Genomic DNA, 25,069 nt, shown 5'->3' on the forward strand with positions numbered 1-25,069 from the left:
ATGAACCAGGCACCGACCGATTTCTGGAGCAAGCTGCGCGCCGAACTGGCCCACCTGATCACGGTCAACCGCAGTGACCGCCGCTGGCCGATGCCCTTCGCCGCGGCGCTCTCGTCCGGCCTGCCGTTGCTGGTCGGTGCCTGGTTCGGGCATCTCGATTACGGCCTGATCTCGTCGCTCGGCGGCCTGGTCTTTCTCTACCTCCTCGAAACGCCCATGTATCACCGCATGGTGGCCCTGCTCGCCTGCGCCTTCGCGATGGTCGCCAGCTATGCCATCGGCGTCTTCAGCCAGCTTTACGCGCCGGCATCGGTCCCGGCCCTGACCGTCACCACCATCGTGGTGACCATGGCCTGCCGCTACTACAACATGCCGCCACCGGGCAGCTTCTTTTTCGTGTTGGCAGCGTCGGTCGGCGCCCACACGCCGGGCGGTATTCTGGAAGTGCCGCTCAAGGTCGGCCTGCTCGCCATGGGCTGCCTGCTGGCCAGCCTGATCGCCTTCATCTACAGCCTGCTCATGCTGCGCCACCAGGCCCCTAAGCCGATTCCCGCCACCCCCAAACCGACCTTCGATTTCGTGGTCTTCGACTCGGTGGTAATCGGCGTTTTCGTCGGCCTGGCACTGACCCTCGCCCAGATCCTGCAACTGGCCCAACCTTACTGGGTGCCGATCAGTTGCCTGGCGGTGATCCAGGGCATGACCCTGCGCGCCGTGTGGACCAAGCAGATCCATCGCATCGTCGGCACCGGCATCGGCCTGCTGCTGGCCTGGGGCGTTTTGCTGCTGCCGCTCACGCCATGGACGCTGCCGCTGGTGATGATCACCCTGGCCTTCTGCGTCGAAATGCTGGTCGTCCGCCACTACGCACTGGCCGCCATCTTCATCACCCCGCTGACCATCCTGCTGGTCGAAGCCGCCACCCTCGGCCAAACCGCCCCCGCCACACTGATTCACGGCCGTTTCTGGGATACCGTGCTCGGCTGTCTCGTCGGCCTGCTCGGCGGCGTCTGCCTGCACAGCCCGCGTTTCCGCGCCTGCCTCGGCCCGCTCATCCGCCGCCTGATGCCTTCCGGCCTGATCGCCGTCACTCCTTCGCCCTGATCGCACCATGACCGATTCCACCCTCACTGCCCAACTCGCCGGCGAGTTGGCCGACATCGCCACCGCCGGCCTGAGCCGCCGCCGCCGCGTGCTGGATTCCCCGGCCGGACGCCTGGCCACGGTCGACGGCAAGCAGGTGCTCAATTTCGCCAGCAACGACTATCTCGGCCTGGCCGGCAACGGCGAAATCGCCGCCGCGATGGCCGCGGGGGCAACGCAGTGGGGCGCCGGCAGCGGCGCCTCGCACCTGGTCAGCGGCCACCTGACGCCGCACGACCAGCTGGAAAATGAAATCGCCGCCTTCACCGGCTTCCCGCGGGCCCTAACCTTCTCTACCGGCTACCTGGCTAACCTGGCGGTCACGCCGACCCTGGCCAGCCGTGGCGACGCGGTATTCGCCGACAAGCTGAACCACGCTTCGCTGATCGACGCCATGCAACTGGCCAAGGCCAATGGCGCCGATGTCCAGCGCTACCCGCACAACGACGTCGCCGCCCTGGAGCGCCTGCTGGCAGCCAGCACCGCGGCGCGCAAGGTGATCGTCACCGATGCCGTGTTCAGCATGGACGGCGACCTTGCCCCGCTGCCGCTGATCTATGCCCTCGCCGAACACTACGACGCCTGGCTGGTCATCGACGACGCCCACGGCTTCGGCGTCCTCGGCCCGCACGGCGAAGGCAGCCTCGCCCACTTCAACCTGCCGGCATCCGAACGCATCCTGCTCATGGGCACCCTGGGCAAGGCGGCCGGCGTCGGCGGCGCCTTCGTCGCCGGTTCGGCCACCGCCATCGAATACCTGCTGCAGAAAGGGCGCAGCTACATCTTCACCACCGCTGCGCCGCCGGCTGTCGCCTGCGCCCTGTCGAAGAGCCTGCAGATCATCCGCGACGGCGACGCCCTGCGCGCCAACCTGATGGCGCGCATCGGCCAGTTGCGCGACGGCCTCGCCGGCCGCGCCCTGCTGCCGTCGGCCACCGCCATCCAGCCTTACATCGTCGGCGATAACGAAGCCGCCGTCGCGCTCGCCAAAGCCTTGTGGGAGCGCGGCCTGTGGGTGCCCGCCATCCGCCCGCCGACGGTCCCCAAAGGCACGGCCCGCCTGCGCATTTCCGTCTCGGCCGCCCATACCGCCGACGACATCGACCAACTGATCACCGCCCTGAAAGAACTCGCATGAGCGCTCCCTTCGTTTTCCTGCCCGGCTGGTGCGTCGGCCGCACGCCGCTCAAGGCCACCGTCGAAGCGCTCGGCGGCCGCATCATCGACCTGCCCGGCTACGGCGAGTCACCGTTGATCAGCGATTTCGACGCCGCGGTCGACGATATCGCCGCCCGCCTGCAACCGGGCACCGCACTGGCCGGCTGGTCGCTCGGCGCCCAACTGGCGCTGGCCGTCGCCGCCCGCCACCCGGACAAGGTCGGCAAGCTGCTCCTCGTCGCCGGCACGACCTCCTTCGTCCAGCGCGATGGCTGGCCGCACGGCATGCCGCCGGCCATGCTCGCCGAGTTCGCCGCCGGCATCGCCGCCGATGTCGAGGCCATGCTGCCGCGCTTCGTCGGCGGCTTCAACCGGGGCGATGCGCGTGCCAAGGCGGTGACTGTCGAACTGCTCAAGCTGGCCGACCCGCGCCCCTCCGGCGAGGTACTGACGACCGGACTGAACTGGCTGCGTGATGTCGATCTGCGCGTCGACGCCCCGCGGGTCCAGGCTCCGACGCTGCTCATGCACGGCGCCGCCGATCCGCTGATGCCGCTCGCCGCTGCCGAAGCGCTCGCCGCCTTGATCCCCGGCGCCCGGCTTGCCGTCTTCGCCGATTGCGCCCACGCCCCCTTCATTTCCAGCCCGGACGACTTCGTCACCCAGGCCCGCTCTTTCCTGAATGACTAAACCTTCCAAGGCGCGCGTCCGACATTCTTTCGAACGCGCCGCCCCGACCTACGATAGCGCTGCCGCGATACAACGCCGCATCTGCGACCGGCTGCTCGCCACGCTGCCGCCGCTGACGGTCGCCCGGCTGCTCGATGCCGGCTGCGGCACCGGCTACGCCCTGCCGCTGCTGCGCCAACGTTTTCCGCACGCCCACGCTATCGGCCTCGACCTGTCGCCAGCCATGCTGCAGCGGATAGCGGCACCCGGCAGCCGCGTCGCCGGCGATCTCGAAAACCTGCCGCTGGCCGACGCCAGCATCGACCTGTACTGGTCCAGCCTCGCCGTCCAGTGGTGCGAGTTACCGCTCGTCCTGCGCGAAGCCCGTCGCCTGTTACGCCCGGCAGGCGCGCTGGCCTTGGCCAGCCTCGGCCCGGAAACCTTCGGCGAATTACGCCAGGCCTTCGCCGGCGTCGACGAATACCGCCACACCTTGGCCTTCCATAGCGCTGACGAAGTCCGGCACATGGCCGTTGCCGCCGGCTTGGCCGCGGTCGATGTCCAACGCCGGACGGAAATGACCCACTATCCCGACTTCAAATCCCTGCTCCGCGCGGTCAAGGCCATCGGCGCCAATCAGGTCGGCCTCGGCCGGCGTACCAGCCTGATGAGCCGCAGCGCCTTCCAGCGCGCCGAAGCAGCCTACGAAGCGCAGCGCACGAGCGACGGCCTGCCGCTGACCTACGACGTCATCACCCTCCACGCCCGAACATGAGCCCAGCCTATTTCCTGACCGGTACCGATACCGAGATCGGCAAGACTTTCGTTACCTGCGCCCTGCTCCACCGCGCCCGCCGCGACGGGCTGGCCGCGGTCGGACTGAAGCCCATCGCCGCCGGCACCGATGCCGCCGGCCTGAACGAGGATGTCGAAAACATCCGCGCTGCGAGCAGCGTGGCGCTGCCCGCTGCCCTGATCAACCCGTATTGCTTCGCGCCGCCCATCGCGCCGCACATCGCCGCCGCCGAGGCGGGCGTGAGCATCGATTTCGCCACCATCAAGGCAGCCTGCACGACCGCCCGGCAGCAGGCCGACTGGGTCGTCGTCGAAGGCGTGGGCGGGTTTTGCGTGCCGCTCGGCGACCGGCAAGGCAGCGACGATCTGACGGTCGACCTGGGCTTGCCGGTAATCATGGTCGTCGGCATGCGCCTGGGTTGCATCAGCCATGCGCTGCTGACGGCGGAAGCCATCGCCACACGCGGCCTGCATCTGGCCGGCTGGGTCGCCAACCGCATCGATCCGGCCATGTCGCGATTCGAGGAAAACCTGGCGGCGCTACGGGCCAGGCTGGCGGCCCCTCTACTCGGCGTCGTGCCGCATGCCCCGGCCGGTGGCGCTGCCGGTGCTGCCGACTACCTGCGCCTGCCGGGCTAGCCCGCAGCCCTAGGCACCGGCCAGTACAGGAAATCCGGCGGACAGCCTATTTCAGCGCTTGCCGAGCGCCGCCGCCACTTCCTTCAGCCGCAGCTGGATGTTACCGATGGCCCCGGCCAGGCCGGCCAGCGTGCCGCTCTTGGCGGTACTTTCGATGGTCATCGCGTCGCCAGCGCCTTCGTCATCGGAGAAAGTAGCCAGCAGTCCCTTGATGGTGTGCGCCTCACGCTGGACACTTTTCAGGTCTCCGGCGGCAAAGGCCGCGGACAGCGCAGCGCAGTTGTTGTCGACATCGTCGAGAAACATGGCGACCATCATGGTGTAGATTTCCTCGTCGCCGCCCAACCGTTGAAGAATGGCGGCCCGGTCTAGCATGAAATTTCCTGCCATATTCGTTCTCCCTGCCGCACTTTCAGCGCGGCAATTCGCAATCAGATCTGTGGAATTTCTTCGTCGCGAAAACGCTGACGAATGTCCAGTACGTCGTCCCAGCCGGCCAGAAAGGCCTCGATGCATATCGGGTCGAAATGTGTGCCACGGCCGTCTTCAAGGAAGCGGCGGGCATCATCCAGGGACCAGGCCCGCTTGTAGGGGCGCTCCGAAGTCAGGGCGTCGAATACATCGGCCACCGCGACGATGCGCCCAAGCAGCGGAATGTGGCTTCCCTTCAGGCCAAACGGATAGCCCGAGCCATCGTATTTTTCATGGTGCGAGATCGCCACCTCGGCCCCCGCGCGCAGGATCTCGGAACCGCTGTCCTTGAGCAGTTCGTGGCCGAGCCGGGCATGGCCCTTCATCACGTCGAATTCCTCTGGGGTCAGCTTGCCCGGCTTGAGCAGGATGTAGTCGGGAATGCCGATCTTGCCAACATCGTGCATCGGCGCTGCTTCGAGAACCAGCTGCTCCATCGACGGACCGAGGCCGAGTCCGCGGGCGATGATCTGCGAGTAATGGGCCATGCGCTGAATGTGGGCGCCGGTTTCCGGATCACGGAATTCGGCGGCCCGCGACATGCGGAAAATCAGCTCCTTTTCCCGCTCGCGAATTTCGCGCGTCCGGTCGTCCACCAGGGCGGCGAGGTGCTCGGCGCGGTCGGCCAGGAATTTCTGGCCGGTACGCAGCGACAGCATGTTGCGCGCCCGGGCGGAAAATTCGATGCGGTCAATGGGCTTGGTCAGAAAATCGTTCGCCCCGCCGAGCAGGGCTTCGTAACGGATGTCCTTCTGGTCGTTGGCGGTAATCATCAGCACCGGAATCTCGTTCCGGCCATGCAGGGCGCGGAAGGCACTGATGAAGCGCAGGCCGTCCATCTCCGGCATCATGTAATCGACGATGACCAGATCCGGCTCGTGGCTTCGGCACCATTCGAGCGCCGCCAGCGGGTTGTCGTAGAGGACGGGAGTGCATTCGCCAAGCTTGAGGACCAAGGCCTTGATCAGCGTCAGATTGATGTCGCTGTCATCGATGATCAGGACGGTATGCATGGGATTTCCGGCTTGCGGGACGGTGGGTGCCGGCAGTATATAATGCCCCGCCATGAAACTGCTCTTCGACCTTTTCCCCGTCATCCTCTTTTTCGCCGCCTTCAAGTATTCGGAAAAGAATCCCGAGACCGCCGCCAGCTGGGTTGCCACACTGCTCGGCTCGGCGCTCGTCGATGCCAAGCAGGCCCCTATCCTGCTCGCCACCGTCGTCGTCATCGCCGCCACCGTGGCCCAGATCGTGTGGGTGCATTTCCGTCACGGCAAGGTGGACAAGATGCTGTGGATCAGTCTCGGCCTGGTCGTGGTCTTCGGCGGACTGACGCTGGTTTTCCAGAACGAAGTGTTCATCAAGTGGAAGCCGACCATCCTCTACTGGATATTCGCGATCAGCATGGCGTTCAGCTCGCTGGTCCTCAAGAAGAATCCGATGAAGACCATGCTCGGCGAGCAGCTGAGCCTGCCCGAAGCGGTCTGGAACAAGGTCACGCTGTCCTGGATTGCCTTTTTCACCGTCATGGGCGTACTCAACCTTGTCATCGCCTTCAATTTTCCGACCGACACCTGGGTCAATTTCAAACTGTTTGGCGGCATGGGACTGATGCTCGTCTTCGTGCTCGTTCAGGGCATGCTGCTGTCCAAATACATCGAGGAAGAAAAATAATGCTCTACGCCTTTATCGCCGAAGACCGCGCCGGCACCCTGGACCAGCGCCTGTCCGCCCGTCCCGCCCACCTGGAACGCCTGCTGGCCCTGCAGGCCGAAGGCCGCCTGATCATCGCCGGCCCCTGCCCGGCCATCGACTCGCCGGACCCCGGCCCGGCCGGTTTCTCCGGCAGCCTGATCGTCGCCGAATTCCCGTCGCTGGAAGCGGCGCGGGCCTGGGCCGATGCCGACCCCTACATCGCGGCCGGCGTCTACGAAAAGGTCACCGTCAAGCCGTTCAAGAAAGCTTTGCCGGCGTGAGTAGCGACACCGTCGAACTGCTGCGCCAGCGCCTGGCGGTCCTGCAGCCGACCGCGCTGGCCATCCGCGACGATTCGCATCTGCATGCCGGCCATGCCGGCGCCCGCAGCGGGGGTGGCCATTACCATATCGACATTGTCGCCGCAGCCTTTGTGGGCAAAAACACAGTCGCCCGCCATCGCATGATTTATGATGCTGCCGGTGACCTGATGCGTGGCCCGGTCCATGCGCTCAGCATCTGCGCCGAAGTACCCAGCGAAGTATAATTTTCCAGTTGTTCCCTCCACCCAAGGATAGATACATGTTCAAGCTCTCCCGTCTGGCTGCCCTGCTTGTCGCTGGCGCCATTGTTTCCGCCCCGGCCCTCGCCGCCGACAAGGGCAAGGCTTTCGCCACCGTCAACGGCCAGCCGATCTCGCAGTCCGTCTACAACGCCTTCGTCGCCGAGCAGAAAGCCCAGGGTACGCCAGAGTCCCCGGAATTGCAGGGCGCCATCAAAGAAGAACTGGTGCGTCGCGAAATCCTCGCCCAGGAAGCCAAGAAGAAGGGGCTGGACAAGAGTGCGAACATCCAGGGGCAGATGGAATTGGCCAAGCAGGCCGTCCTGATCCGCGCCTACCTGAGCGAGTACGTCAAGGCCAATCCGATCAGCGAAGCCCAATTGAAGGCCGAGTACGACGTGATCAAGAACAACCTGGGCAACACCGAGTACAAGTCCCGCCACGTGCTGGTCGAGAAGGAAGAAGACGCCAAGGCCATCATCGCCAAACTGGACAAGGGTGAAAAGTTCTCCGAGCTGGCCAAGGTTTCGAAGGATCCGGGTTCCAAGGACAAGGGCGGCGATCTGGGCTGGAGTTCCCCAGCCGCCTACGTCAAGCCGTTCGGCGACGCGCTGGTCAAGCTGAAGAAGGGCGAATATACCAAGACGCCGGTGCATTCCGACTTCGGTTACCACGTCATCATGCTCGACGACTCCCGTCCGGCCAATCCGCCGCCTTTCGACCAGGTCAAGCAGCAACTGCAGCAGCGCGCCAGCCAGCAGCAGGTCGAAAATCTGGTCAAGGATCTGCGCAGCAAGGCCAAGGTCGACTAAAGCAGCGCTCCGCATGCGAAAATTGCCACCGGCGTGTGGCCGAAATGCCCACCGACGGTGGGCATTTTCTTTTGGGGGAGCGCATCATGTTCAGTCGCCTGAAAAAACTGCTCGGCAAATCGACCGAGACCACAGTGCCGCCGGCCGCCGGGTCCCCGGCTGAACCCGCCTTCACCGATGCCGCCTTCGTCCGCCGCGAAGCCATTTTCGACCGCGACAACCGCCTGTCCGCCCACCTGTTCCGCATGCAGCAGGCTACCGCCGTCGCTGACCGCGCCGTGGCTGTCCAGCGCGATCTCGACCGGCAACTGTTCGATACGCTGAATGCCAGCACCGAGGCCTGGAACCGGACACCGGCCTTTCTGCCGATCAGCTCGGCCAGTCTCGACCTCACCGCGCTGGAAACGCTTGCCGGCGACAATGTCGTCCTGCTCCTGCAACTGGCCCCGGACGCCGAGGCCGATCAGGTCTGCGAAGCCATCGAACAATTGCGCGAACGCGGTTTCCGGTTTGGCCTGTTCCGCCAGCCACGCCACCCGGCCTACGCCACGGTCATTCAGAAAATCGACTACGCCGCCATCGATGTCGCCGGCAGCGACGCCGGCTCGATCCGCGACTTTTCGGCTGCCGTGCGGGCCGGGATCCGCCCCACGCCGCTGCAGCTACTGGCCTGCAACGTCGAAACCATCGACGATCAACAGTTGTGCTTGCAGTGGCATTTCAACCATTGCCACGGCAAGTTTGCCGAACAGCCGGCTGCCGCGCGGAGCGAACCGAGCGGCGATCCACACAAGACACAGTTGCTCAATCTGTTACGCCTCGTCCAGAGCGAAGCCGAAACGGGCGAAATCGCAGCCGCCATGAAGCTTGACCCGTTGCTCAGCTTCCGCATCCTGCGCTACCTGAATTCGCCCATCCTGGCCCTGACCCGGCAGATCGACTCGCTCGAACAGGCCCTGATGATCCTCGGCCGCCAGCGCCTGACCCGCTGGCTCGCCGTGCTGCTCTTCTCGGTCCGCGAACCGCAGCTCAGCGACTGGCTGCTGGTCGAGAATGCGCTGACCCGCGGCCGGCTGATGGAAATCCTCGCCGAGCAGCGCATGCCCGGCCAACCGCACGACCCGCTGTTCCTCACCGGCATCTTTTCCTGCCTGCACCGGCTGCTGCACCGACCGCTGGCCGACATCCTGCCCACCCTGCCCATCGCCGACGAAATCCGCCAGGCCCTGCTCGAGCGCAGCGGCCCCTACGCCGCACTGCTGGCTGTCGCCGAGGCGGCCGAAGCGGTGGACCAGAGCGGCCTCGCCGCTGCCGCCCAGACGGCCGGGGTCACTGCCGATGCGGTAAATGGCGCCCTGCTCGCGGCGACCGCCTGGGCCAGCGAAGTGACCGAATACTGGGAATAAGCCGGCGACTGCCAAAAAACTTGATGCAGGTTGCGGCGCAAGCCTTATGCACATGGCTAAATTGTGCTCCGATGCCCGCCCGTTTCCTTTTCATCCTCCCGCTGCTACTCAGCCTGGAGGCGTTCGCCGACCAGCCCCTGCAAGCCTGGCTCGACACCGCCCTGCCGGGTAGCGTCTTGCGCCTGCCCGCCGGCACCTATCGCGGCCCGGGGGTTATCGACAAACCCTTGACGGTGGAAGGCAACGGCAAGGTCGTCATCGACGGCGGCGGCCGGGGCACCGTACTGACCATCAAGGCCGACCAGGTGACGGTACGCGGCCTGATCCTGCGCGGCAGCGGCGGTTCGCACGACAGCATCGACGGCGGCATCATGGCCGAGGGCAACCGGCTGCTGATCGAAAACAACGTGCTGGAAGACGTGCTGTTCGGCATTTCACTGCACAAGACCAACGACAGCATCGTGCGCGGCAACCGCATTCGCTCCCGCCCGGTCGATTCAGCCGACCGCGGCGACGGGCTGCGCCTGTGGTACAGCACCGGCAACCGCATCGAGAACAACGACATCGCCCAGATTCGCGACGTCACGGTGAGCAACGCGCCGCGCAACCGCTACACCGGCAATACCATCCGCGACAGCCGCCGCGCCTTCAATTTCCTGTTCGCCCACCGCAGTCTGGTGGAAGGCAACCTGCTGGAAAAGAACTCGACCGGTATTGTCGCCCTGAACTCGGACGGCCTGATCATCCGCAATAACCGCATCGTGCACGCCATGGACGCCTCGGGAGCAGGGGTCGCGCTCAAGGAAACCTCGGCCGCCCTGGTCCAGAACAACGAAATCGTCCATTGCGCCCATGGCATCATGGCCGATTCCCCGATGAATCCGATCAACCGCATCGTCTTCATCAACAACACCATTGCCCACAACATCACCGGCGTCTATTTCTACGGCGCCAAGGGCGGCCACATCGCCATCAACAATACCTTCAAGAGCAACCTGTGGCCGGTCACCATCGTCGGCGACGGCGACCCGATGAACGACATCTGGTGGGGCAACAGCTGGGATACCTACGAAGGCTTCGACCTCGACGGCGATGGCTTCGGCGACCGGCCGCACGAATTGCATGTGTGGGCCGACCGGATCTGGCTGGAAACGCCGAAAGCGGCCTTTTTCCGCAATTCGCCGGTCCTCGAACTGCTGGATTTCCTCGAACGTCTGGCCCCGTTCTCGGCGCCGTCGCTGGTCCTGCGCGATACCGCACCGCGCATGCGCAAACCGTAAATGGCTGCTGGCTGGCGCCCGATCAGCTCAACCAGTCGAGCAGGTCGTCGATCAGATCATCGACCGCCCCCAGCGACAGATTGAAGTAGGCGCAAACCGATTCGGCGGCCTTGGTCCATTCCTCTTCGCCCCGACCGGCGTTGTGCAATCGGGTGACGTGTTCGGCCAGGACGTTGATGGCGATCAGCGCACATGAAACATCGGCCACGCTGCCCGGTTTGCCGAAAACGCCGTAGTCGTGGTGGTAGAGCACCCCCTCGGCGATGAAGTCGGGCAGATGCCAGCGCTTGACCAGGAAGTAGCCGACCACCGCATGATTGGTTCCCAGCCCCTCTTCCTCGATTTCGGTAAAAATCCGCTCCTCGCTGGCATTGGCCTTGGCCAGCACCTCTTTGGTCTGCGGGAAACGCTTCATCAACAGCGGGATACCGCAGTCGTGAAACAGTCCGAAGGTATAGGCCACGTCGGGGCGCACGCAGCGCAGGCGCTTGGCCAGTTCGGCCGACACGCGTGCCGTCAGGGCGGAGCTTTCCCAAAAGCGCTCCATCGTCAGGTCCTGCCCGTCGCTGAGGGCTGCCTTCAGCAGATGGCCGACGACCATGTTGAAGACGCTCCGCATGCCCAGGACATTGATCGCCTGCATCACCGTAGGCAATTTATGGCCGGTCGAAAAAGCCGGTGAATTGGCCACCAGCATGACGTGACCGGACAGGGCGACGTCACTGCTGATCAGCCGGCCGACCTCGCGCTGGTCGGGGACATCCTTCTTCAGCTCAGCATCCAGTTCGAGCAGAACGACCGGACACGGCGGGATATCCACCCCGTTGAGCATGCTGTGCATGCGTTTTTCTTCTGGGATTGCGTTCATGTGCACTCGTCTCGCGGCCGCTGCGGAGCGATCACCCCCTGGTGCGGGCTCCTAGCCTGCCAAAGTCATAATACCAGCACGCCGCCAGCATGGGAAAGCCAGCGGTTACAGTTGATACTCGTCACCGCCGCCCTGCATGGCCATTTCGACGACCCGCTTCGACAGATGTGGCGCGAACAGGGCAATCAGGTCGTAGTCGTAACGCCGCAGATAGGTGGCGCGGCGCAAGGCCAGGCGCGTCGTGTTCGACTCGAACAGGTGGCCGGCGTCGAGCGCCACCAGGCCGGCGTCGCGCTGCGGGTCGACGGCGAGGGCGGAAATGATGCCGAGGCCGAGCCCGAGGCCGACGTAGGTCTTGATCACATCGGCGTCAAGGGCGGTCAGCGCGATGTTCGGTTGCACGCCGATGCGCTCGAAAGCGCGGTTGATGCGCGAACGGCCAGTAAAGGCCGTGTCGTAGGTGATCAGCGGCCAGCGCGCCAGTTCGTTCAGTGACAGAGGCTGCGCCTTGAGAATCGGGTGATTGTCCGGGGCAATGACGCAGTGGCTCCACTGGCGTACCGGCAGGGTGATGAGCTGCGCATACTGGTCGAGTGCCTCGGTGGCAATGCCGATATCCGCCTCGCCGGAGACGACCCATTCGGCAATCTGCGTCGGACTGCCCTGGTGCATTTCGAGCTTGACCGACGGATGCTGGGCGACGAAATCGCGGACAACCACCGGCAGGGCATAGCGCGCCTGAGTGTGAGTAGCGGCGAGTACCAGCCGCCCGCTATCGCCGGTCGCGAATTCGGCGCTGGCCCGCTTGAGGTTCTCGGATTCGCGCAGAATGCGTTCGGCAATGCTCAACACCACCTTGCCCGGCTCGGTGACCCCGGTAAAACGCTTGCCGCTGCGCTCGAAAATGGCGATACCAAGCTCGTCTTCAAGCAGTTTGACCTGCTTCGAAATGCCGGGCTGCGAGGTGTACAGGGTTTCGGCGGCCTCCGAGACGTTGAGCCCTTGACGCTGGATTTCGACGATGTAACGCAGTTGCTGAAGTTTCATGGATGCCTGCCAGTCCAAAGTTGCTCCTTGGGAGCAAAAAGAAGCCGCAATCGCTTAATAACCAAAATTTATAACAATCTAACCCAATATTCTTTTTGATTCAAACCGCCGCTGCTACGATGCTGTCCCATGGATTATCTCTATACCCTTTCAGGCTTCGCAGTGGGCGCCATCGTCGGTCTGACCGGCGTCGGCGGCGGTTCGCTGATGACTCCGCTGCTCGTCCTGCTGTTTGGCGTGCATCCGGCCACCGCGGTCGGCACCGATCTGCTCTATGCAGCGATGACCAAGGCCGGCGGCACGGTGGCGCACGGCCGCAAAGGGCATATCGACTGGGCGATTACCGGCCGCCTGGCCGCCGGCAGCATCCCAGCCGCCGCCATCACCATTTTTGTCCTGTCGCAACTGCCCAAGGGCAGCAACGCCATCGGCGCCATCGTGTCGCATGGCCTCGGCTTCGCGCTGCTGCTGACTTCCATCGCCCTCGTCTTCGGCCGCAAGCTGCGCGACTACGCCAGCAAGCATGAGGAATCCGCGCTCCGTCAGTGCTGCCTGGGTAAAATCACGGTCGTCGTCGGCGCCATCCTCGGCGTGCTGGTGACCATTTCGTCGGTCGGCGCCGGCGCGCTGGGCGTCGCCGCCCTGTTTTTCCTCTACCCAAAACTTTCGCCAGTGAAGATTGTCGGATCGGATGTCGCCCATGCCGTTCCGCTCACCCTGGTCGCCGGCCTGGGTCACTGGATGCTCGGTGGCGTCGACTGGTCTTTGCTTGGTGCCCTGCTACTCGGTTCGCTGCCCGGCATCTGGGTCGGCAGCCATCTTTCAGCCAAGGTGCCGGAGCACATTCTCCGCCGCATCCTGGCCTCCATGCTGGTGCTGATCGGCACCAAGCTGGTTTTTGCTTAAGGACGTTTCATGTACAAATACGATGCCATCGACCGTCAACTGATCAACGAACGCGTTGCCCAGTTCGGCGATCAGGTTCGCCGCTGGAAAGCCGGCGAACTGAGCGATGACGAATTCCGCCCACTGCGCCTCCAGAACGGCCTCTACATCCAGCGCCATGCGCCGATGTTCCGCATCGCCGTGCCGTACGGCATGATGAATTCCGCCCAGCTGCGCACCCTGGCCAAGGTCGCCCGTAAATACGACCGCGGCTATGGTCACTTCACGACTCGCCACAACCTGCAGCTGAACTGGCCCAAGGTCGAAGACGTGCCGGCGATCCTCGCCGAGCTGGCCGAAGTCGAGATGCATGCCATCCAGACCTCCGGCAACTGCCTGCGCAACATCACCACCGACCAGTTCGCCGGCGTCGCCGCCGACGAGATCATCGACCCCCGCCCGCTGGCCGAGATCATGCGCCAGTGGACCACCTTCCATCCGGAATTCGCCTTCCTGCCGCGCAAATTCAAGATCGCCATTTCCGGCACCCAGGAAGACCGTGCCGTGACCTGGTTCCACGACATCGGCCTGCATCTGAAGCAGGTCGACGGCCAGGTCGGCTTCACCGTCATCGTCGGCGGCGGTCTCGGCCGTACGCCGATCCGCGGCGAAATCGTGCGCGACTTCCTGCCCTGGCAGGACATCCTGTCCTACTGCGAAGCCATCCTGCGCGTCTATAACCGCTACGGCCGCCGCGACAACGCCTACAAGGCCCGCATCAAGATCCTCGTCCAGGCGCTCGGCGTCGATGCCTTCCGCGAGCAGGTCGAAGCCGAATGGGCGCACGGCAGGGGCGGTCCGATGACAATCACCCAGGCCGAATACGACCGCGTCGCCGCCCACTTCACCGCCCCGGCCTACGAAACGGTCGGCGCCATCGACCTGCCGGCCGACAAGGCCTTCCAACGCTGGCTGGAACGCAACACCCACGCCCACAAGGCGGCCGGCTACGCGGCCGTCACGCTGTCGCTCAAGCAGCACGGCGTCGCGCCGGGCGACATCACCTCCGACCAGATGGAAGCCGTCGCCGACCTGGCCGACCGCTACAGCTTCGGCGAACTGCGCATCAGCCACGAGCAGAACATCATCCTGGCCGACGTCAAGAAATCGGAGCTTTTCGAAGTCTGGGAAAAAGCCAAAGCCGCCGGCCTGGCGACGCCGAACATCGGCCTGCTGACCGGCATCATCTGCTGCCCGGGCGGCGATTTCTGCGACCTGGCCAATGCCAAGTCCATCCCCATCGCCACCGCCATCCAGGCCCGCTTCGACGACCTGGACTACCTGTTCGACATCGGCGACATCGACCTCAACATCTCCGGTTGCATGAACGCCTGCGGCCATCACCACGTCGGCCACATCGGCGTGCTCGGCGTGGACAAGAACAACGACGAGTTCTACCAGGTCACCCTCGGCGGCCGCCAGGGCAACGACGCCAAGCTCGGCAAAGTCATCGGCCCGTCCTTCTCGGCCAACGAAATGCCGGATGCCGTCGAGAAGATCATCAAGGTCTACCTCGAAAACCGCCATGCCGACGAGCGTTTCCTCGACACCTTCGATCGCATCGGCATCGACCCGTTCAAGAACCGCGTTTACGAAGGTCGTGCCCACGGCAAGGCCAAGAACGCAGAAGTGGAGGCCGCATAATGGCGCAACTGATCAAAAACGGCGCCGCCGCGACCGATAGCTGGAATACCCTGGAACTGACCGAAGGCGAAACGCCGGAAACCGTGGCCCTGCCGGCCGGCGAGGTCATCTTCCCGCTCGCCGTGTGGCAGGCGCGCAAGGCCGAGATCGCCGCCCGGCCGCATATCGGTCTACTGCTGCAATCGGGTGACCGCGTCGAGGACGTGGCCGACGACCTCGCGTCCTTCGCCGTCATCGCCGTTCATTTCCCGAAATTCGTCGATGGCCGCGGCTATTCGACCGCCGCCCTGATTCGCCAGCGCTACGGCTACACCGGCGAACTGCGTGCCGTCGGCGACGTGCTGCATGATCAGCTGTTCTTCATGCGCCGCGTCGGTTTCGACAGCTATGCGCTGAAAGACGGCAAGAACCTGGCCTACGCCCTCGAAGCCGGCTTCACGCCATTCGGCGATGCCTACCAGGGTGCCACCACCCAGCCCCAACCCTATTTCCGCCGTCGCGCCTGAGACCCCGAGATGTCGCCCAGCCTGCTCAATATCACCCCGGAACTGACCGCCAGCGTCGCCACCAAGACCGCCGCCGTCAAGGTGCTGCTCACTGACATCGCCGGCAACTGGTCGCCGGCCGCCTTCGCCAACAGCCTGGGCGCCGAGGACATGGTGCTGACCGACCTCATCGTCAAGGCCAAGCTGCCGATCGAGATCTTCAGCCTGGATACCGGCCGTCTGCCGCTGGAAACCTACGACCTGATCGCCGCGGTGCAAAAGCACTACGACCTGAAGCTGAAGGTCTATTTCCCGCAGGCCGAGGAAGTCGAAAGCTACGTCCGCCAACACGGCATCAACGCCTTCTACGATTCGGTCACCCTGCGCAAGGCCTGCTGTTATGCGCGCAAGGTCGAACCGCTGAAGCGCGCCCTGGCCGGCAAGCGCGCCTGGATCACCGGCCTGCGCGCCCAGCAGGCGGCCACACGTGTCGGCCTGCCCTTCCGCGAATACGATGAAGGCAACGGCCTGGAGAAATTCAATCCGCTGTCCGACTGGACGGAAAAGGAAGTGTGGACCTACATCAAGCAGCACGCCGTGCCGTACAACGCGCTGCACGACAAGTTCTACCCCAGCATCGGCTGCGCCCCCTGTACGCGTGCCATTTCGCCGGGCGAGGACGTGCGCGCCGGCCGTTGGTGGTGGGAAAACCCCGAATCCAAGGAATGTGGACTGCACGTCAAGGCCTGATCGCTGCAACGATCCTCTGCCCGACCGACCAAGCCCGGCTCCATGCCGGGCTTTTCTTTTGTGGGCGGTGATGCGCGCTTGGCGAAACCGATTTACCATGTGTCGCACATGATGCTTTTTCGACCCGGAATACTTGCTATGGATAGAGCAAGGGCCGGTTGAAAAATTACTCACATAACACTTACAGACGCCCAGCACCCATCGATGTCAGGTATCGCGCCCAACGAAAAAAGCCAGCCTCGACGCTGGAAGCTTTATCTTTCTGTTTCCGTCCTTGCCCTTGGCGCCGTCGCCGGTACCGTTGCCTGGATCGAGCTGCAGGAGTCCTCCTTCCAGGCCGACTACTTCGCCCGACTGGCCAAGACCTCGACGTGGACCGTCGAACCGGGTGAAGACAAGAGCATCTGGCTACCGAGCAGCGGCCCCTACGAACAGCGCCTCGGTTATGCCCAGCTCAAGGGCTTCCTGCCCCGCATGGCCAGTGCCGGCTTCACCATTACCGCCCAGGCGCGGCAGTCGCAGGGCTTCCGCGACATCGTCAATCAAGGGCATTTCCCGATTTATCGCGAAAAGTCGCGGGCCGGCCTGACCATTCTCGATCGCCACGACAAGGCGCTCTACGACAGCCAGTATCCGCGGGTGCAATACGCCGATTTCGAGACCACACCTTCCGTGCTGGTCGAAGCCCTGCTCTTCATCGAAAACCGCGACCTGCTCGACCCCAATACCCCGAAACGCAACCCAGCCGTCGACTGGGGCCGGCTGACCCGGGTCGCTGCCGGCCAGGCTATGCGCCAGGTCAATCTGGGCGGCGGACGGGCCGGCGGCAGCACGCTGGCCACGCAGATCGAGAAATTCCGCCATTCCCCCGGCGGCCGCACCCACGACACCGACGACAAGTACCACCAGATGATGTCGGCCGCCCTGCGCGCCTACCAGGACGGCGAGGAAACCCTGGCGGCGCGCCGCCGCATCGTGCTCGACTTCATCAATTCCGTTCCGCTCGGCGGCATTCCCGGCTACGGTGAGGTCAATGGCCTGGGCGATGGCCTGTGGGCCTGGTACGGCCAGGATTTTGCCCGCGTCAATCGTCTGTTGGCCGATCCCAGCGCCGACCTGACCGAACGCGCCCAGGCCTTCAAGCAGGCGCTGTCGCTCTTTGTCGCCCAGCGCCGCCCGTCCGGCCTGCTCGGCGACACCACCGGGCGCCTCAACGCCCTGACCGACAGCTACATCCGTCTGCTCGCCGAAGACAAGCTGATCCCCGCCGATTTGCGCGAAGCCGCCCTCCAGGTGGAAATCCACCCGGCACGCCAGGCACGGCCCGGCGAAGAAGTTTCCTTCGTCGAACGCAAGGCGGTCAATGACATCCGCAGCACGCTCAGCGACCTGCTCGACGTCGAAAACCTCTACGCCCTCGACCGCTACGACCTGACCGTCCATACCACCCTCGACGGCCCCAGCCAGCAGGCGGTGACGCGCATCCTCAACCGCCTCGCCGACCCGGCCTTTCTGGCCTGTGCCGGCCTCAAGGAAACCCGCCTGCTCGACAAGGGCGACCCCAAACAGGTCAATTACAGCCTGACCCTCTACGAGCGCACGCCGAACGCCAACGTGCTGCGCATCCAGGCCGACAACCTCGACCAGCCGCTCGACATCAACGCCGGCACCAAGCTCGATCTCGGCTCCAGCGCCAAGTTCCGCACCCTGGTCTCCTACCTGCTGGTCGTCGCCGACCTGCACAAGCGCTACGGGAGCATGCCGACCGAGGAACTGGCCAAGCTGCCGCGTCATCCGGCCGACCGCCTGAGCAACTGGGTCATCGACACCTTGCGTGCCAAGCCGGAGATGACGCTGGAAGCCCTGCTCGAAGCGGCGATGGAGCGCCGCTACTCGGCCAGCCCCGGCGAAACCTTCTTTACCGGCGGCGGCATCCACCGCTTCAGCAATTTCAAGCACGAAGACGACGGCAAGAACCCCAGCGTGGCCGAGGCGCTCGAACAATCGGTCAATCTGGCCTTTGTCCGCATCATGCATGACGTCGTCCATTACCACGCCTACGAGGCGGTCGATGCCCCGGCGCGCGGGCTGCGCGACAAGACCGACGACGAAACCCGCCAGGCTTTCCTCAACCGCTTCGCCGAACGCGAAGGCCTGGGCTTCCTGCGCACCTACTGGCACAAGTACCGCGACGTGGCGCCGGAAGATCGCCTGGAAGTGCTCAGCGACTCGGTTCCCGCCCGCCCCGTGCCACAGGCCGCCGCCTACCTGAGCGTGCTGCCGAAGAGCGACTTCGCCAGCTTCACCGCCTTCATGCGCAAGCAGCTGGGCGACAAGGCCGGCACCGACGCCGGCCTGCGCAAGCTATTCGACGCCCACGCCACCCGCCAATACAGCCTGGCCGACCAGGGCTACCTGGCCCGCGTGCATCCGCTCGAACTGTGGCTGGTCCGCCACCTGCAGAGCGAGCCGAAAGCGACGCTCAAGGACATCGTGCCGGCCAGCGTCGAAGCCCGCCGCGATGCCTCGAAATGGCTGTTCGCCCCGCGCTTCAAGCATGCCCAGCAGGTGCGCATCGACATCGTCGTCGAAGTCGCCGCCTTCGAGCGCATCGCCGAGGAATGGCGACGCCTGGGTTACCCCTTCGAACATCTGGTGCCCTCGCTGGCCACCTCGATTGGCAGTTCGGCCGACCGGCCGGCCGCACTGGCCGAACTGATGGGCATCGTGGTCAATGACGGCATCCGCCGCCCGACCGTGCGTATCGACGAACTGCACTTCGCGACCAACACCCCGTTCGAGACCCGCCTGCAGCGTCAAACCGAAGCCGGCCAGCGCGTGATGCCGGTCGAGGTCGCCCAGGTCACCCGCCGCGCTCTGCTGCGCGTGGTCAACAGCGGCACGGCGCGCCGCATCAAGGACGCCTACAAGGACAACGAGGAAAAGCCGCTGCTGGTCGGCGGCAAGACAGGCACCGGCGACCACCGCTCCAAGGTCATCGGTGCCGGTGGCGAAGTGCGCAGCGCCAAGGTGATGAACCGGGCGGCGACCTTCGCCTTCTACATCGGCGACCGCTTCTACGGCGTGGTCACCGCCTTCGTTCCCGGCTCGAAGGCGGCCGGTTACGATTTCACGTCGGCGCTGCCGGTGCAGATCATGAAGGAAATGGAACCCGCTCTGCGCCCGCTGATCGCGGACCGCCCCGCCGCGGAAGGCAAGTGCAAGGGCTAAGGCCGCCCCACACTCAGGGAAATCCACACTTTGCTGCAATGCAACACAATGGTAGCCTAGGCACCATAAAATAACGCCGTCCAAGCGAGAAACAGCATGAGTGAAATTGATCTGAAGCGCTTCTTCCTCGAGCAGGTCCGTCTGTTCGAAAACTTCCCGGCCGAAAAGGTCGAGGAAATCGTCATCAAATCGCGGCTGGCCACCTTCGAGGGTAACGAGGCGATCCTCGAAACCGGCGACGAGGGCAAGGTTTTCGGCGTGCTGATCAGCGGCCACGCCGAGATTTCGATGACCGACAACACCGGCACGCGCAGCGTGGTTGGCCAGCTCGAAGCCGGCGACGTGTTCGGCGTGCTGTCGCTGCTCACCGGCGAGCGCGTCACGGCCGATGTGATCGCCGGCAACCGCTGCTTCGCCCTGATGATCCCGCAGGACGTGTTCAACACGCACATCCTGGCCAATCCGAAGGCCGTCGCCTATCTGTCCCGCCTGCTCGCCGAGCGCACCCGCGCCATTTCGCTCGACCAGGCCAATGCCCCGGCCAAATCGGACGACCCCTACGCGCTGTCTCTGCACACCAACCAGCCGGGCAAGGTCGTCGTCCTCAATGTCGGCATCAGCCAGATTCATTTCGGCATCTACGATACCGAGGAAAGCGGCGCCGACGTCCATGGCATCATCGACCACGCCGACCAGCAGGCCACCCACATCACGGTCATGGTCGGCCCGCAGCAGAAGAGCATGGAACACGCCCCGTTCAAGCTCTCCGACCTGTTCACGGTGATGCGTGAAGCCACCGCCCTGCTCGGTCCGGCCTTCACCTTCCACCCCGAGGACGTCACCGCCATCGGCCACCGCGTCGTGCATGGCGGCAACCGCTTCTCCAGCTCGGTGGTCATCACCCCGGCGGTCATCGCCGACATCGAGGAACTGGCCGTCTTCGCGCCGCTGCACAACCCGGCCAACGTGGCCGGCATCCGCGTCGCCCAGAAGCAATTCCCCAATGTGCCGCAGGTCGCCGTTTTCGACACCGCCTTCCACCAGACGCTGGCCCCCTACGCCTACCTGTATGGCCTGCCCTACGAGCTGTACAAGCAGCACGGCATCCGCCGCTACGGCTTCCACGGCACGTCGCACCGCTACGTGTCGCTGAAGTCGGCCGAAGTGCTGAAGCGCCCGTTGGGCGAACTGGAAATCGTCTCCTGCCACCTCGGCATCGGCGCCTCGCTGTGCGCCATCGACCATGGCCGCTCGATCGACACCACCATGGGCATGACGCCGAGCGACGGCCTGATCATGCCCAGCCGCTCGGGCAGCATCGATCCGGCAGTGATGATCCACCTGATGGAACAGCACAACATGTCGCCCGAGCAGCTGTCCACGCTGATCAACAGCGAAAGCGGCCTGAAGGGCATTTCCGGCATCTCGAGCGACATCCGCGACATCGAGGCGGCAGCGGCCGACGGTCACCACCGCGCCCTCCTCGCCCACAAGGCCTACTGCTATCAGGTGCGCAAGAATATCGGCGCCTATGTCGCGGCCATGGGCGGCATCGACGTCCTGGCCTTCACCGGCGATGTCGGCGAAATCAGCGCCACGGTGCGCAGCCTGGCCTGCCAGGGCCTCGAATTCATGGGCATCAAGCTCGACGAGGAAAAGAACCGCAACCTCGGCCGCATCGATGACTACGCGGTGATTTCGACCGACGATTCGCCGGTCACCGTCCTCGTCGTCACCAACGACGACGAACGCCTGGTGGCTTGGGAAACCTTGCGCGCCATCGAGCGCAACGCCCTGTTGCTGGCCGCCAATGCCGAAGATACGCCGATTCCGGTCGAGATTTCCGCCCACCACGTGCATCTGTCGCAAGCCGACGTCGAGGCGCTGTTCGGCCCGGGCCACCAGCTGACGCCGAAGAGCGAGCTGTCGCAGCCCGGCCAGTTCGCCTGCGAGGAGCAGGTCCATCTGGTCGGCCCCAAGGGGCGCATCGCCAAGGTGCGTGTCCTCGGTCCGACCCGTAAGGAAACCCAGGTCGAGATCGCGATGACCGAGCAGTTCAAGCTCGGCATCCAGCCGCCGATCCGCCAGTCCGGCGACCTGGCCGGCACGCCGGGCATCACGCTCGAAGGCCCGTACGGATCAACGACCATCGAGCGCGGCGTGGTCTGCGCCCAGCGTCACATCCACATGACGCCGGAAGACGCCATGCGTTTCCATGTCCGCGACAACTACGTCGTCCGCGTGCGCATCGAAGGTGAACGCCAGCTGATTTTCGGTGACGTCGTCTGCCGCGTCAGCCCGAGCTTCCGCCTGGCCATGCATATCGACACCGACGAAGGCAACGCCGGCAACATCCAGACCGGCATGCTCGGCTACATCGAGGAAATCCAGAGCCGGCACTAGGGCGTGGCGCGGTAAGCGATGGGCTGCGCCGCCCCCTTGCCTTTCAGGTTTGCCCGGGCGCAGTCCCGCCGGCGGCGGTGAACAAACCCCCGTCGGGATGAATCAGTGGCGGGCGCGAGCCAGCCACTTGGCCAGCACGCTGTAGAGCTCCACCGGATCGACCGGCTTCGGGATGAAGTCGTTCATGCCGGCGGCCAGACAACGTGCCCGATCCTCGGCGAAGGCGTTGGCGGTCATCGCCACGATGGGAATATCCCGCCCCTTTTCCATGTCGCGCATGTGCCGGGTCGCCGTCAATCCGTCCATGCCGGGCATCTGCATGTCCATCAGGACCAGGTCGTAATCGCCGCCGACCAGCCGGTCGAGCGCCTCCCGGCCGTCGCTGGCCGTATCGACGCGCAGACCGGTTTCGTCGAGCATGGCGACGGCGATTTCCCGATTGATCGGCTCATCCTCGACCAGCAGCACCCGACCCCCTGGGCAGGTCTGGCGAATACGCTCACAAGCACTATCCACCGTCAGCAAGGCCAGATCCCGCTCCGCTTCGCCGTCGGCTGCCGGATGCTTGGCAAAGTGCGCCGTCAGCCAGAAAGTGCTGCCTTGCCCCTCGACGCTGCGCGCTCCGGCATCGCCGCCCATGAGCAGCGCCAACTTGTGGGTGATGGCCAGGCCCAGGCCGGTACCGCCGAAACGGCGGGTAATCGAGTTGTCGGCTTGTTCGAAGGCCTGGAACAGCCCGGGCAGGCGATCGGCCGGGATGCCGATGCCGGTATCGGTCACCTCGAACAGCACGACCAGGCCGCTCTCATCCTCGCTGGCCCGGCGGGCGGTCAAGCGCACGCTGCCGGTCTCGGTGAATTTGATCGCATTGCTGGTGTAGTTGAGCAGCGCCTGCTGCAGGCGGGTCTGATCGCCCAGCACCGACGGCAGGCCGGCTTCGCAATCGACCACGAAGGCGAGGTGCTTGGCCTCCGCCTTGTCGGACAGCATGGCGGCGACGTTGGCCAATGCCCGATCGACATGCAACGGCTCCTGCTCGAGCGCCACCTTGCCGACATCGATTTTGGACAGGTCGAGGATGGCGTTGATCGTTTCCAGCAGGTGCTCGCCGGCCAGCTCAAGCTGCCTCAGGCGCCCCGACTGTTCCGGCGACAGCTTGCCGCGGCGGATCAGGTAGGACATGCCGGTGATCGCGTTCAGCGGCGTCCGGATTTCATGCGACATGTTGGCGAGGAAGTTGCTCTTCGCCCGGCTGGCCGCTTCCGCGGCGCGGCGCGCCTCTTCCAGCTCGGCCGTGCGCTGGGCGACGATCTCTTCCAGGCGCAGGCGATGGCGGCGCAACTCATCCTCGAAAACAATGCGCTCCGTGATATCGCGGCTGATGCCGAAGATGCCGGCCACGCGGTGCTGGTCATCGAAAAGGGGCCACTTGTTGGTAGACACGTAGCCGCGCGTACCCTCGGCGTCGTAATACGGGTCGATCTTGTTGAGCAGCGGCTTGCCCTCGGCAAAGATCGCCTCTTCCTCTTCCTCGTAGAGGCGGGCGGTATCGGCCGGGAAAACCTCGCTGTCGTGCTTGCCCACCATGTCGCGCCAGTCGGCGTGGCCGGTGATCTCGGCCAGGGTTTGACTGCAGAAGCGGAAGCGGCTTTGCGCATCCTTGAAATAGATGAAGTCGGTTGCCTGGTCGAGAAAGGCCTCGAAATCCCGGTTGAAATCCGCCAGTTCGCGCTGCGCCTGCTTGCGCGCCGTGATGTCGACATGCATGCCGACATAGACGAATTCGCCGCTGTGCTGACCGGGAACGGCAAACAGCGTGGACTCCAGCCAGCGCACCTGGCCGTCCCTGTCATGCGCCGAGCCCTCGTGAGGCCCGATGGCCGCTCCCGTCATCTTGACGCGCCCGATGGCGTCGGCAAAGGACCGGCATTCCGCTTCCGACAGCATGAGCCGATCCAGCGTCTGCCCAACCGCCTCGACGGAAGACCAGCCGAACAGCGTTTCCGAGGCGCGATTCCAGTAGGTCACCCGACCCTCGTCGTCATACCACTGGACCGCCACGTTCGGTGTCGTCTCGAGCGTTGCCGCCAGTCGTTGGCGGGCCGAATCGGCCACGCTCCCCGCCCGCTCCACCCGCCGCAGCATGTGTAGCAGCCAGGCCAGCATGCCGAACATCAACACCCCGAGCAGCGCAAAGCCCACACGCAGCCAGCCGTTGTGCGGCGGCATGGCCGACCAGCCACCGCGTGGCACGGCGCCCAATTGCCACGCCCCCTGCGGCAAGGGAATTTCGACCAGAACCGGCGATTCGCCAAACACCCCTGGGCGGCCGAAAAACACGTCGCCGTCCGCCCCCTTGCCATCGCGCCCGCGGATGGCAATTTCGATGCGTTGATCGGCCGGCAGCAGGCCGCTGCGGGAAAACAGGCTGTCCACGTCGATTACCGCGCTGATCATGCCCCAGAAGCGCTCTTCCTTGCTGCCCGGTTCCGTCAGATAGACGGGAAAGCGGGTAATCAGCCCGACGCCGCCCTGAACCAGCTGCACCGGCCCGGCCACGACAATCTGCCGACTGCTGCGCGCCCGCTCGAAGGCCTCGAACTGGGCCGGCAGATCGTGATAATCCTTGCCTACCGCCTTCTCGTTACCGTGCAGGGGATAGATCAGGCTGATCGTGCTCCCTTTGGCCACCGTGATGTTGCGCAGCAAATGACGCCCGGCGAAGAGCGGCTGGGCGGCCTGTTCGAAACGCGACTGGTCGATTCCTGGCTCCAGGGCGATGACGCTGAACAGGCCGCGCACCAGCTGAATGTCGCTGGTCAGGTTGCTCTCCAGCGCATCCTTGACCTTGTTCAGGCGCACGACCACGTCGGCCTTGAGGGCTGCGGCGTGTCGCTCGGCGTTGATTTGCTCGGTAAGATAGGTGGCCAGCAGCAAGCCGCCGGCAAGCAGGACCATGGCGAGATAGAGTATCCGGCGGCTCACATGGCTCCCTGTCCATGGCGCATTTCGATAAACGATTGTACGCAGGAAGTGCGGGAGTCACCAAATCCCCCATGGCCAACA

General features: G+C 64.7%; 22 protein-coding genes. 17 read left to right on the forward strand and 5 right to left on the reverse strand.

From position 1 onward, the window contains the following. Genes LZ012_RS14455 through bioD form a run of 5 tightly spaced genes read left to right on the forward strand, consistent with a single transcriptional unit; the run spans position 1 to position 4,404 of the window. Positions 1-1,104 (forward strand): FUSC family protein, encoded by a 1,104-nt coding sequence (locus LZ012_RS14455; protein WP_275711526.1) that lies wholly within the window; start codon positions 1-3, stop codon positions 1,102-1,104. Between the two features lie 7 nt (positions 1,105-1,111). Next, positions 1,112-2,281, forward strand: coding sequence for an 8-amino-7-oxononanoate synthase (gene bioF, locus LZ012_RS14460; RefSeq protein WP_275711527.1), 1,170 nt, complete (start codon positions 1,112-1,114; stop codon positions 2,279-2,281). Beyond that, positions 2,278-2,991: an alpha/beta fold hydrolase gene (locus LZ012_RS14465; protein ID WP_275711529.1), complete on the forward strand. Its 714-nt coding sequence runs from the start codon at positions 2,278-2,280 to the stop codon at positions 2,989-2,991. The genes bioF and LZ012_RS14465 overlap by 4 nt, the downstream gene beginning before the upstream one ends. Continuing rightward, positions 2,984-3,745, forward strand: coding sequence for a malonyl-ACP O-methyltransferase BioC (gene bioC, locus LZ012_RS14470; protein ID WP_275711531.1), 762 nt, complete (start codon positions 2,984-2,986; stop codon positions 3,743-3,745). Before LZ012_RS14465 ends, bioC begins: the two co-directional genes overlap by 8 nt. Continuing rightward, positions 3,742-4,404, forward strand: coding sequence for a dethiobiotin synthase (gene bioD / locus LZ012_RS14475; RefSeq protein ID WP_275711532.1), 663 nt, complete (start codon positions 3,742-3,744; stop codon positions 4,402-4,404). Before bioC ends, bioD begins: the two co-directional genes overlap by 4 nt. A 51-nt stretch (positions 4,405-4,455) precedes the next feature. Here bioD and LZ012_RS14480 read toward each other — a convergent pair whose 3' ends face one another. Both LZ012_RS14480 and LZ012_RS14485 read right to left on the reverse strand, forming a co-directional pair. Continuing rightward, on the reverse strand, positions 4,456-4,779 hold the full coding sequence (locus LZ012_RS14480) for an Hpt domain-containing protein (RefSeq protein ID WP_275711533.1): 324 nt from the start codon (positions 4,777-4,779) through the stop codon (positions 4,456-4,458). 56 nt (positions 4,780-4,835) lie between these two features. Further along, positions 4,836-5,888 carry an HD domain-containing phosphohydrolase gene (locus LZ012_RS14485; RefSeq protein WP_275711534.1) on the reverse strand — a complete coding sequence of 351 codons (1,053 nt, stop codon included), beginning with the start codon at positions 5,886-5,888 and terminating at the stop codon, positions 4,836-4,838. A gap of 52 nt (positions 5,889-5,940) precedes the next feature. On the opposite strand from LZ012_RS14485, the gene LZ012_RS14490 reads away from it, so the two are divergent. From LZ012_RS14490 to nosD, 6 genes are all read left to right on the forward strand, one after another. Further along, complete coding sequence (locus LZ012_RS14490; RefSeq protein WP_275711535.1) at positions 5,941-6,549, forward strand: septation protein A; 609 nt, start codon at positions 5,941-5,943, stop codon at positions 6,547-6,549. Next, positions 6,549-6,851 carry a YciI family protein gene (locus LZ012_RS14495; protein WP_275711536.1) on the forward strand — a complete coding sequence of 101 codons (303 nt, stop codon included), beginning with the start codon at positions 6,549-6,551 and terminating at the stop codon, positions 6,849-6,851. Before LZ012_RS14490 ends, LZ012_RS14495 begins: the two co-directional genes overlap by 1 nt. Then, entirely contained in the window at positions 6,848-7,117 is a 270-nt protein-coding gene (locus LZ012_RS14500; protein ID WP_275711537.1) for a BolA family protein, read from the forward strand. Before LZ012_RS14495 ends, LZ012_RS14500 begins: the two co-directional genes overlap by 4 nt. 35 nt (positions 7,118-7,152) lie before the next feature. After that, positions 7,153-7,944, forward strand: coding sequence for a peptidylprolyl isomerase (locus LZ012_RS14505; RefSeq protein WP_275711538.1), 792 nt, complete (start codon positions 7,153-7,155; stop codon positions 7,942-7,944). A gap of 86 nt (positions 7,945-8,030) precedes the next feature. Beyond that, positions 8,031-9,350, forward strand: a complete 1,320-nt coding sequence (locus tag LZ012_RS14510) for an EAL and HDOD domain-containing protein (RefSeq protein WP_275711539.1) — start codon at positions 8,031-8,033, stop codon at positions 9,348-9,350. 71 nt (positions 9,351-9,421) lie between these two features. Continuing rightward, positions 9,422-10,630, forward strand: coding sequence for a nitrous oxide reductase family maturation protein NosD (gene nosD / locus LZ012_RS14515; RefSeq protein ID WP_275711540.1), 1,209 nt, complete (start codon positions 9,422-9,424; stop codon positions 10,628-10,630). 22 nt (positions 10,631-10,652) lie between these two features. On the opposite strand, the gene LZ012_RS14520 is transcribed toward nosD, so the two are convergent. After that, entirely contained in the window at positions 10,653-11,498 is an 846-nt protein-coding gene (locus tag LZ012_RS14520) for an HDOD domain-containing protein (RefSeq protein WP_275711541.1), read from the reverse strand. A gap of 105 nt (positions 11,499-11,603) precedes the next feature. Beyond that, positions 11,604-12,545 (reverse strand): CysB family HTH-type transcriptional regulator, encoded by a 942-nt coding sequence (locus LZ012_RS14525; RefSeq protein ID WP_275711542.1) that lies wholly within the window; start codon positions 12,543-12,545, stop codon positions 11,604-11,606. Between the two features lie 129 nt (positions 12,546-12,674). Between LZ012_RS14525 and LZ012_RS14530 the strand changes: the two genes are divergently transcribed. The 6 genes from LZ012_RS14530 to LZ012_RS14555 all read left to right on the forward strand — a co-directional run bounded on the left by LZ012_RS14530 (position 12,675) and on the right by LZ012_RS14555 (position 22,003). Then, complete coding sequence (locus tag LZ012_RS14530; protein WP_275711543.1) at positions 12,675-13,451, forward strand: sulfite exporter TauE/SafE family protein; 777 nt, start codon at positions 12,675-12,677, stop codon at positions 13,449-13,451. Positions 13,452-13,460: 9 nt separating this feature from the next. Then, the gene (locus tag LZ012_RS14535; RefSeq protein ID WP_275711544.1) at positions 13,461-15,134 is read left to right on the forward strand and encodes a nitrite/sulfite reductase; all 1,674 of its coding nucleotides are present in this window, start codon (positions 13,461-13,463) and stop codon (positions 15,132-15,134) included. Next, complete coding sequence (locus LZ012_RS14540; RefSeq protein WP_275711545.1) at positions 15,134-15,640, forward strand: DUF934 domain-containing protein; 507 nt, start codon at positions 15,134-15,136, stop codon at positions 15,638-15,640. Before LZ012_RS14535 ends, LZ012_RS14540 begins: the two co-directional genes overlap by 1 nt. Positions 15,641-15,649: 9 nt before the next feature. Then, entirely contained in the window at positions 15,650-16,369 is a 720-nt protein-coding gene (locus tag LZ012_RS14545; protein ID WP_275711546.1) for a phosphoadenylyl-sulfate reductase, read from the forward strand. Positions 16,370-16,573: 204 nt separating this feature from the next. Further along, entirely contained in the window at positions 16,574-19,600 is a 3,027-nt protein-coding gene (locus LZ012_RS14550) for a transglycosylase domain-containing protein (protein WP_275711547.1), read from the forward strand. 96 nt (positions 19,601-19,696) lie between these two features. Further along, positions 19,697-22,003 carry an acetate/propionate family kinase gene (locus tag LZ012_RS14555; protein ID WP_275711548.1) on the forward strand — a complete coding sequence of 769 codons (2,307 nt, stop codon included), beginning with the start codon at positions 19,697-19,699 and terminating at the stop codon, positions 22,001-22,003. Between the two features lie 102 nt (positions 22,004-22,105). Here LZ012_RS14555 and LZ012_RS14560 read toward each other — a convergent pair whose 3' ends face one another. Next, on the reverse strand, positions 22,106-24,988 hold the full coding sequence (locus tag LZ012_RS14560; protein WP_275711549.1) for a response regulator: 2,883 nt from the start codon (positions 24,986-24,988) through the stop codon (positions 22,106-22,108). Between the last annotated feature and the right edge of the window lie 81 nt (positions 24,989-25,069).

Source organism: Dechloromonas hankyongensis, from assembly GCF_022012295.1.
In the GTDB taxonomy this organism is placed as follows: domain Bacteria; phylum Pseudomonadota; class Gammaproteobacteria; order Burkholderiales; family Rhodocyclaceae; genus Azonexus; species Azonexus hankyongensis.

Coding starts and splice junctions, on each gene's coding strand:
- LZ012_RS14455 (WP_275711526.1), top strand. CDS start 1: ATGAACCAGGCACCGACCGATTTCTGGAGCAAGCTGCGCGCCGAACTG.
- bioF (WP_275711527.1), top strand. CDS start 1,112: ATGACCGATTCCACCCTCACTGCCCAACTCGCCGGCGAGTTGGCCGAC.
- LZ012_RS14465 (WP_275711529.1), top strand. CDS start 2,278: ATGAGCGCTCCCTTCGTTTTCCTGCCCGGCTGGTGCGTCGGCCGCACG.
- bioC (WP_275711531.1), top strand. CDS start 2,984: ATGACTAAACCTTCCAAGGCGCGCGTCCGACATTCTTTCGAACGCGCC.
- bioD (WP_275711532.1), top strand. CDS start 3,742: ATGAGCCCAGCCTATTTCCTGACCGGTACCGATACCGAGATCGGCAAG.
- LZ012_RS14480 (WP_275711533.1), bottom strand. CDS start 4,779: ATGCTAGACCGGGCCGCCATTCTTCAACGGTTGGGCGGCGACGAGGAA.
- LZ012_RS14485 (WP_275711534.1), bottom strand. CDS start 5,888: ATGCATACCGTCCTGATCATCGATGACAGCGACATCAATCTGACGCTG.
- LZ012_RS14490 (WP_275711535.1), top strand. CDS start 5,941: ATGAAACTGCTCTTCGACCTTTTCCCCGTCATCCTCTTTTTCGCCGCC.
- LZ012_RS14495 (WP_275711536.1), top strand. CDS start 6,549: ATGCTCTACGCCTTTATCGCCGAAGACCGCGCCGGCACCCTGGACCAG.
- LZ012_RS14505 (WP_275711538.1), top strand. CDS start 7,153: ATGTTCAAGCTCTCCCGTCTGGCTGCCCTGCTTGTCGCTGGCGCCATT.
- LZ012_RS14510 (WP_275711539.1), top strand. CDS start 8,031: ATGTTCAGTCGCCTGAAAAAACTGCTCGGCAAATCGACCGAGACCACA.
- nosD (WP_275711540.1), top strand. CDS start 9,422: ATGCCCGCCCGTTTCCTTTTCATCCTCCCGCTGCTACTCAGCCTGGAG.
- LZ012_RS14520 (WP_275711541.1), bottom strand. CDS start 11,498: ATGAACGCAATCCCAGAAGAAAAACGCATGCACAGCATGCTCAACGGG.
- LZ012_RS14525 (WP_275711542.1), bottom strand. CDS start 12,545: ATGAAACTTCAGCAACTGCGTTACATCGTCGAAATCCAGCGTCAAGGG.
- LZ012_RS14530 (WP_275711543.1), top strand. CDS start 12,675: ATGGATTATCTCTATACCCTTTCAGGCTTCGCAGTGGGCGCCATCGTC.
- LZ012_RS14535 (WP_275711544.1), top strand. CDS start 13,461: ATGTACAAATACGATGCCATCGACCGTCAACTGATCAACGAACGCGTT.
- LZ012_RS14540 (WP_275711545.1), top strand. CDS start 15,134: ATGGCGCAACTGATCAAAAACGGCGCCGCCGCGACCGATAGCTGGAAT.
- LZ012_RS14545 (WP_275711546.1), top strand. CDS start 15,650: ATGTCGCCCAGCCTGCTCAATATCACCCCGGAACTGACCGCCAGCGTC.
- LZ012_RS14550 (WP_275711547.1), top strand. CDS start 16,574: ATGTCAGGTATCGCGCCCAACGAAAAAAGCCAGCCTCGACGCTGGAAG.
- LZ012_RS14555 (WP_275711548.1), top strand. CDS start 19,697: ATGAGTGAAATTGATCTGAAGCGCTTCTTCCTCGAGCAGGTCCGTCTG.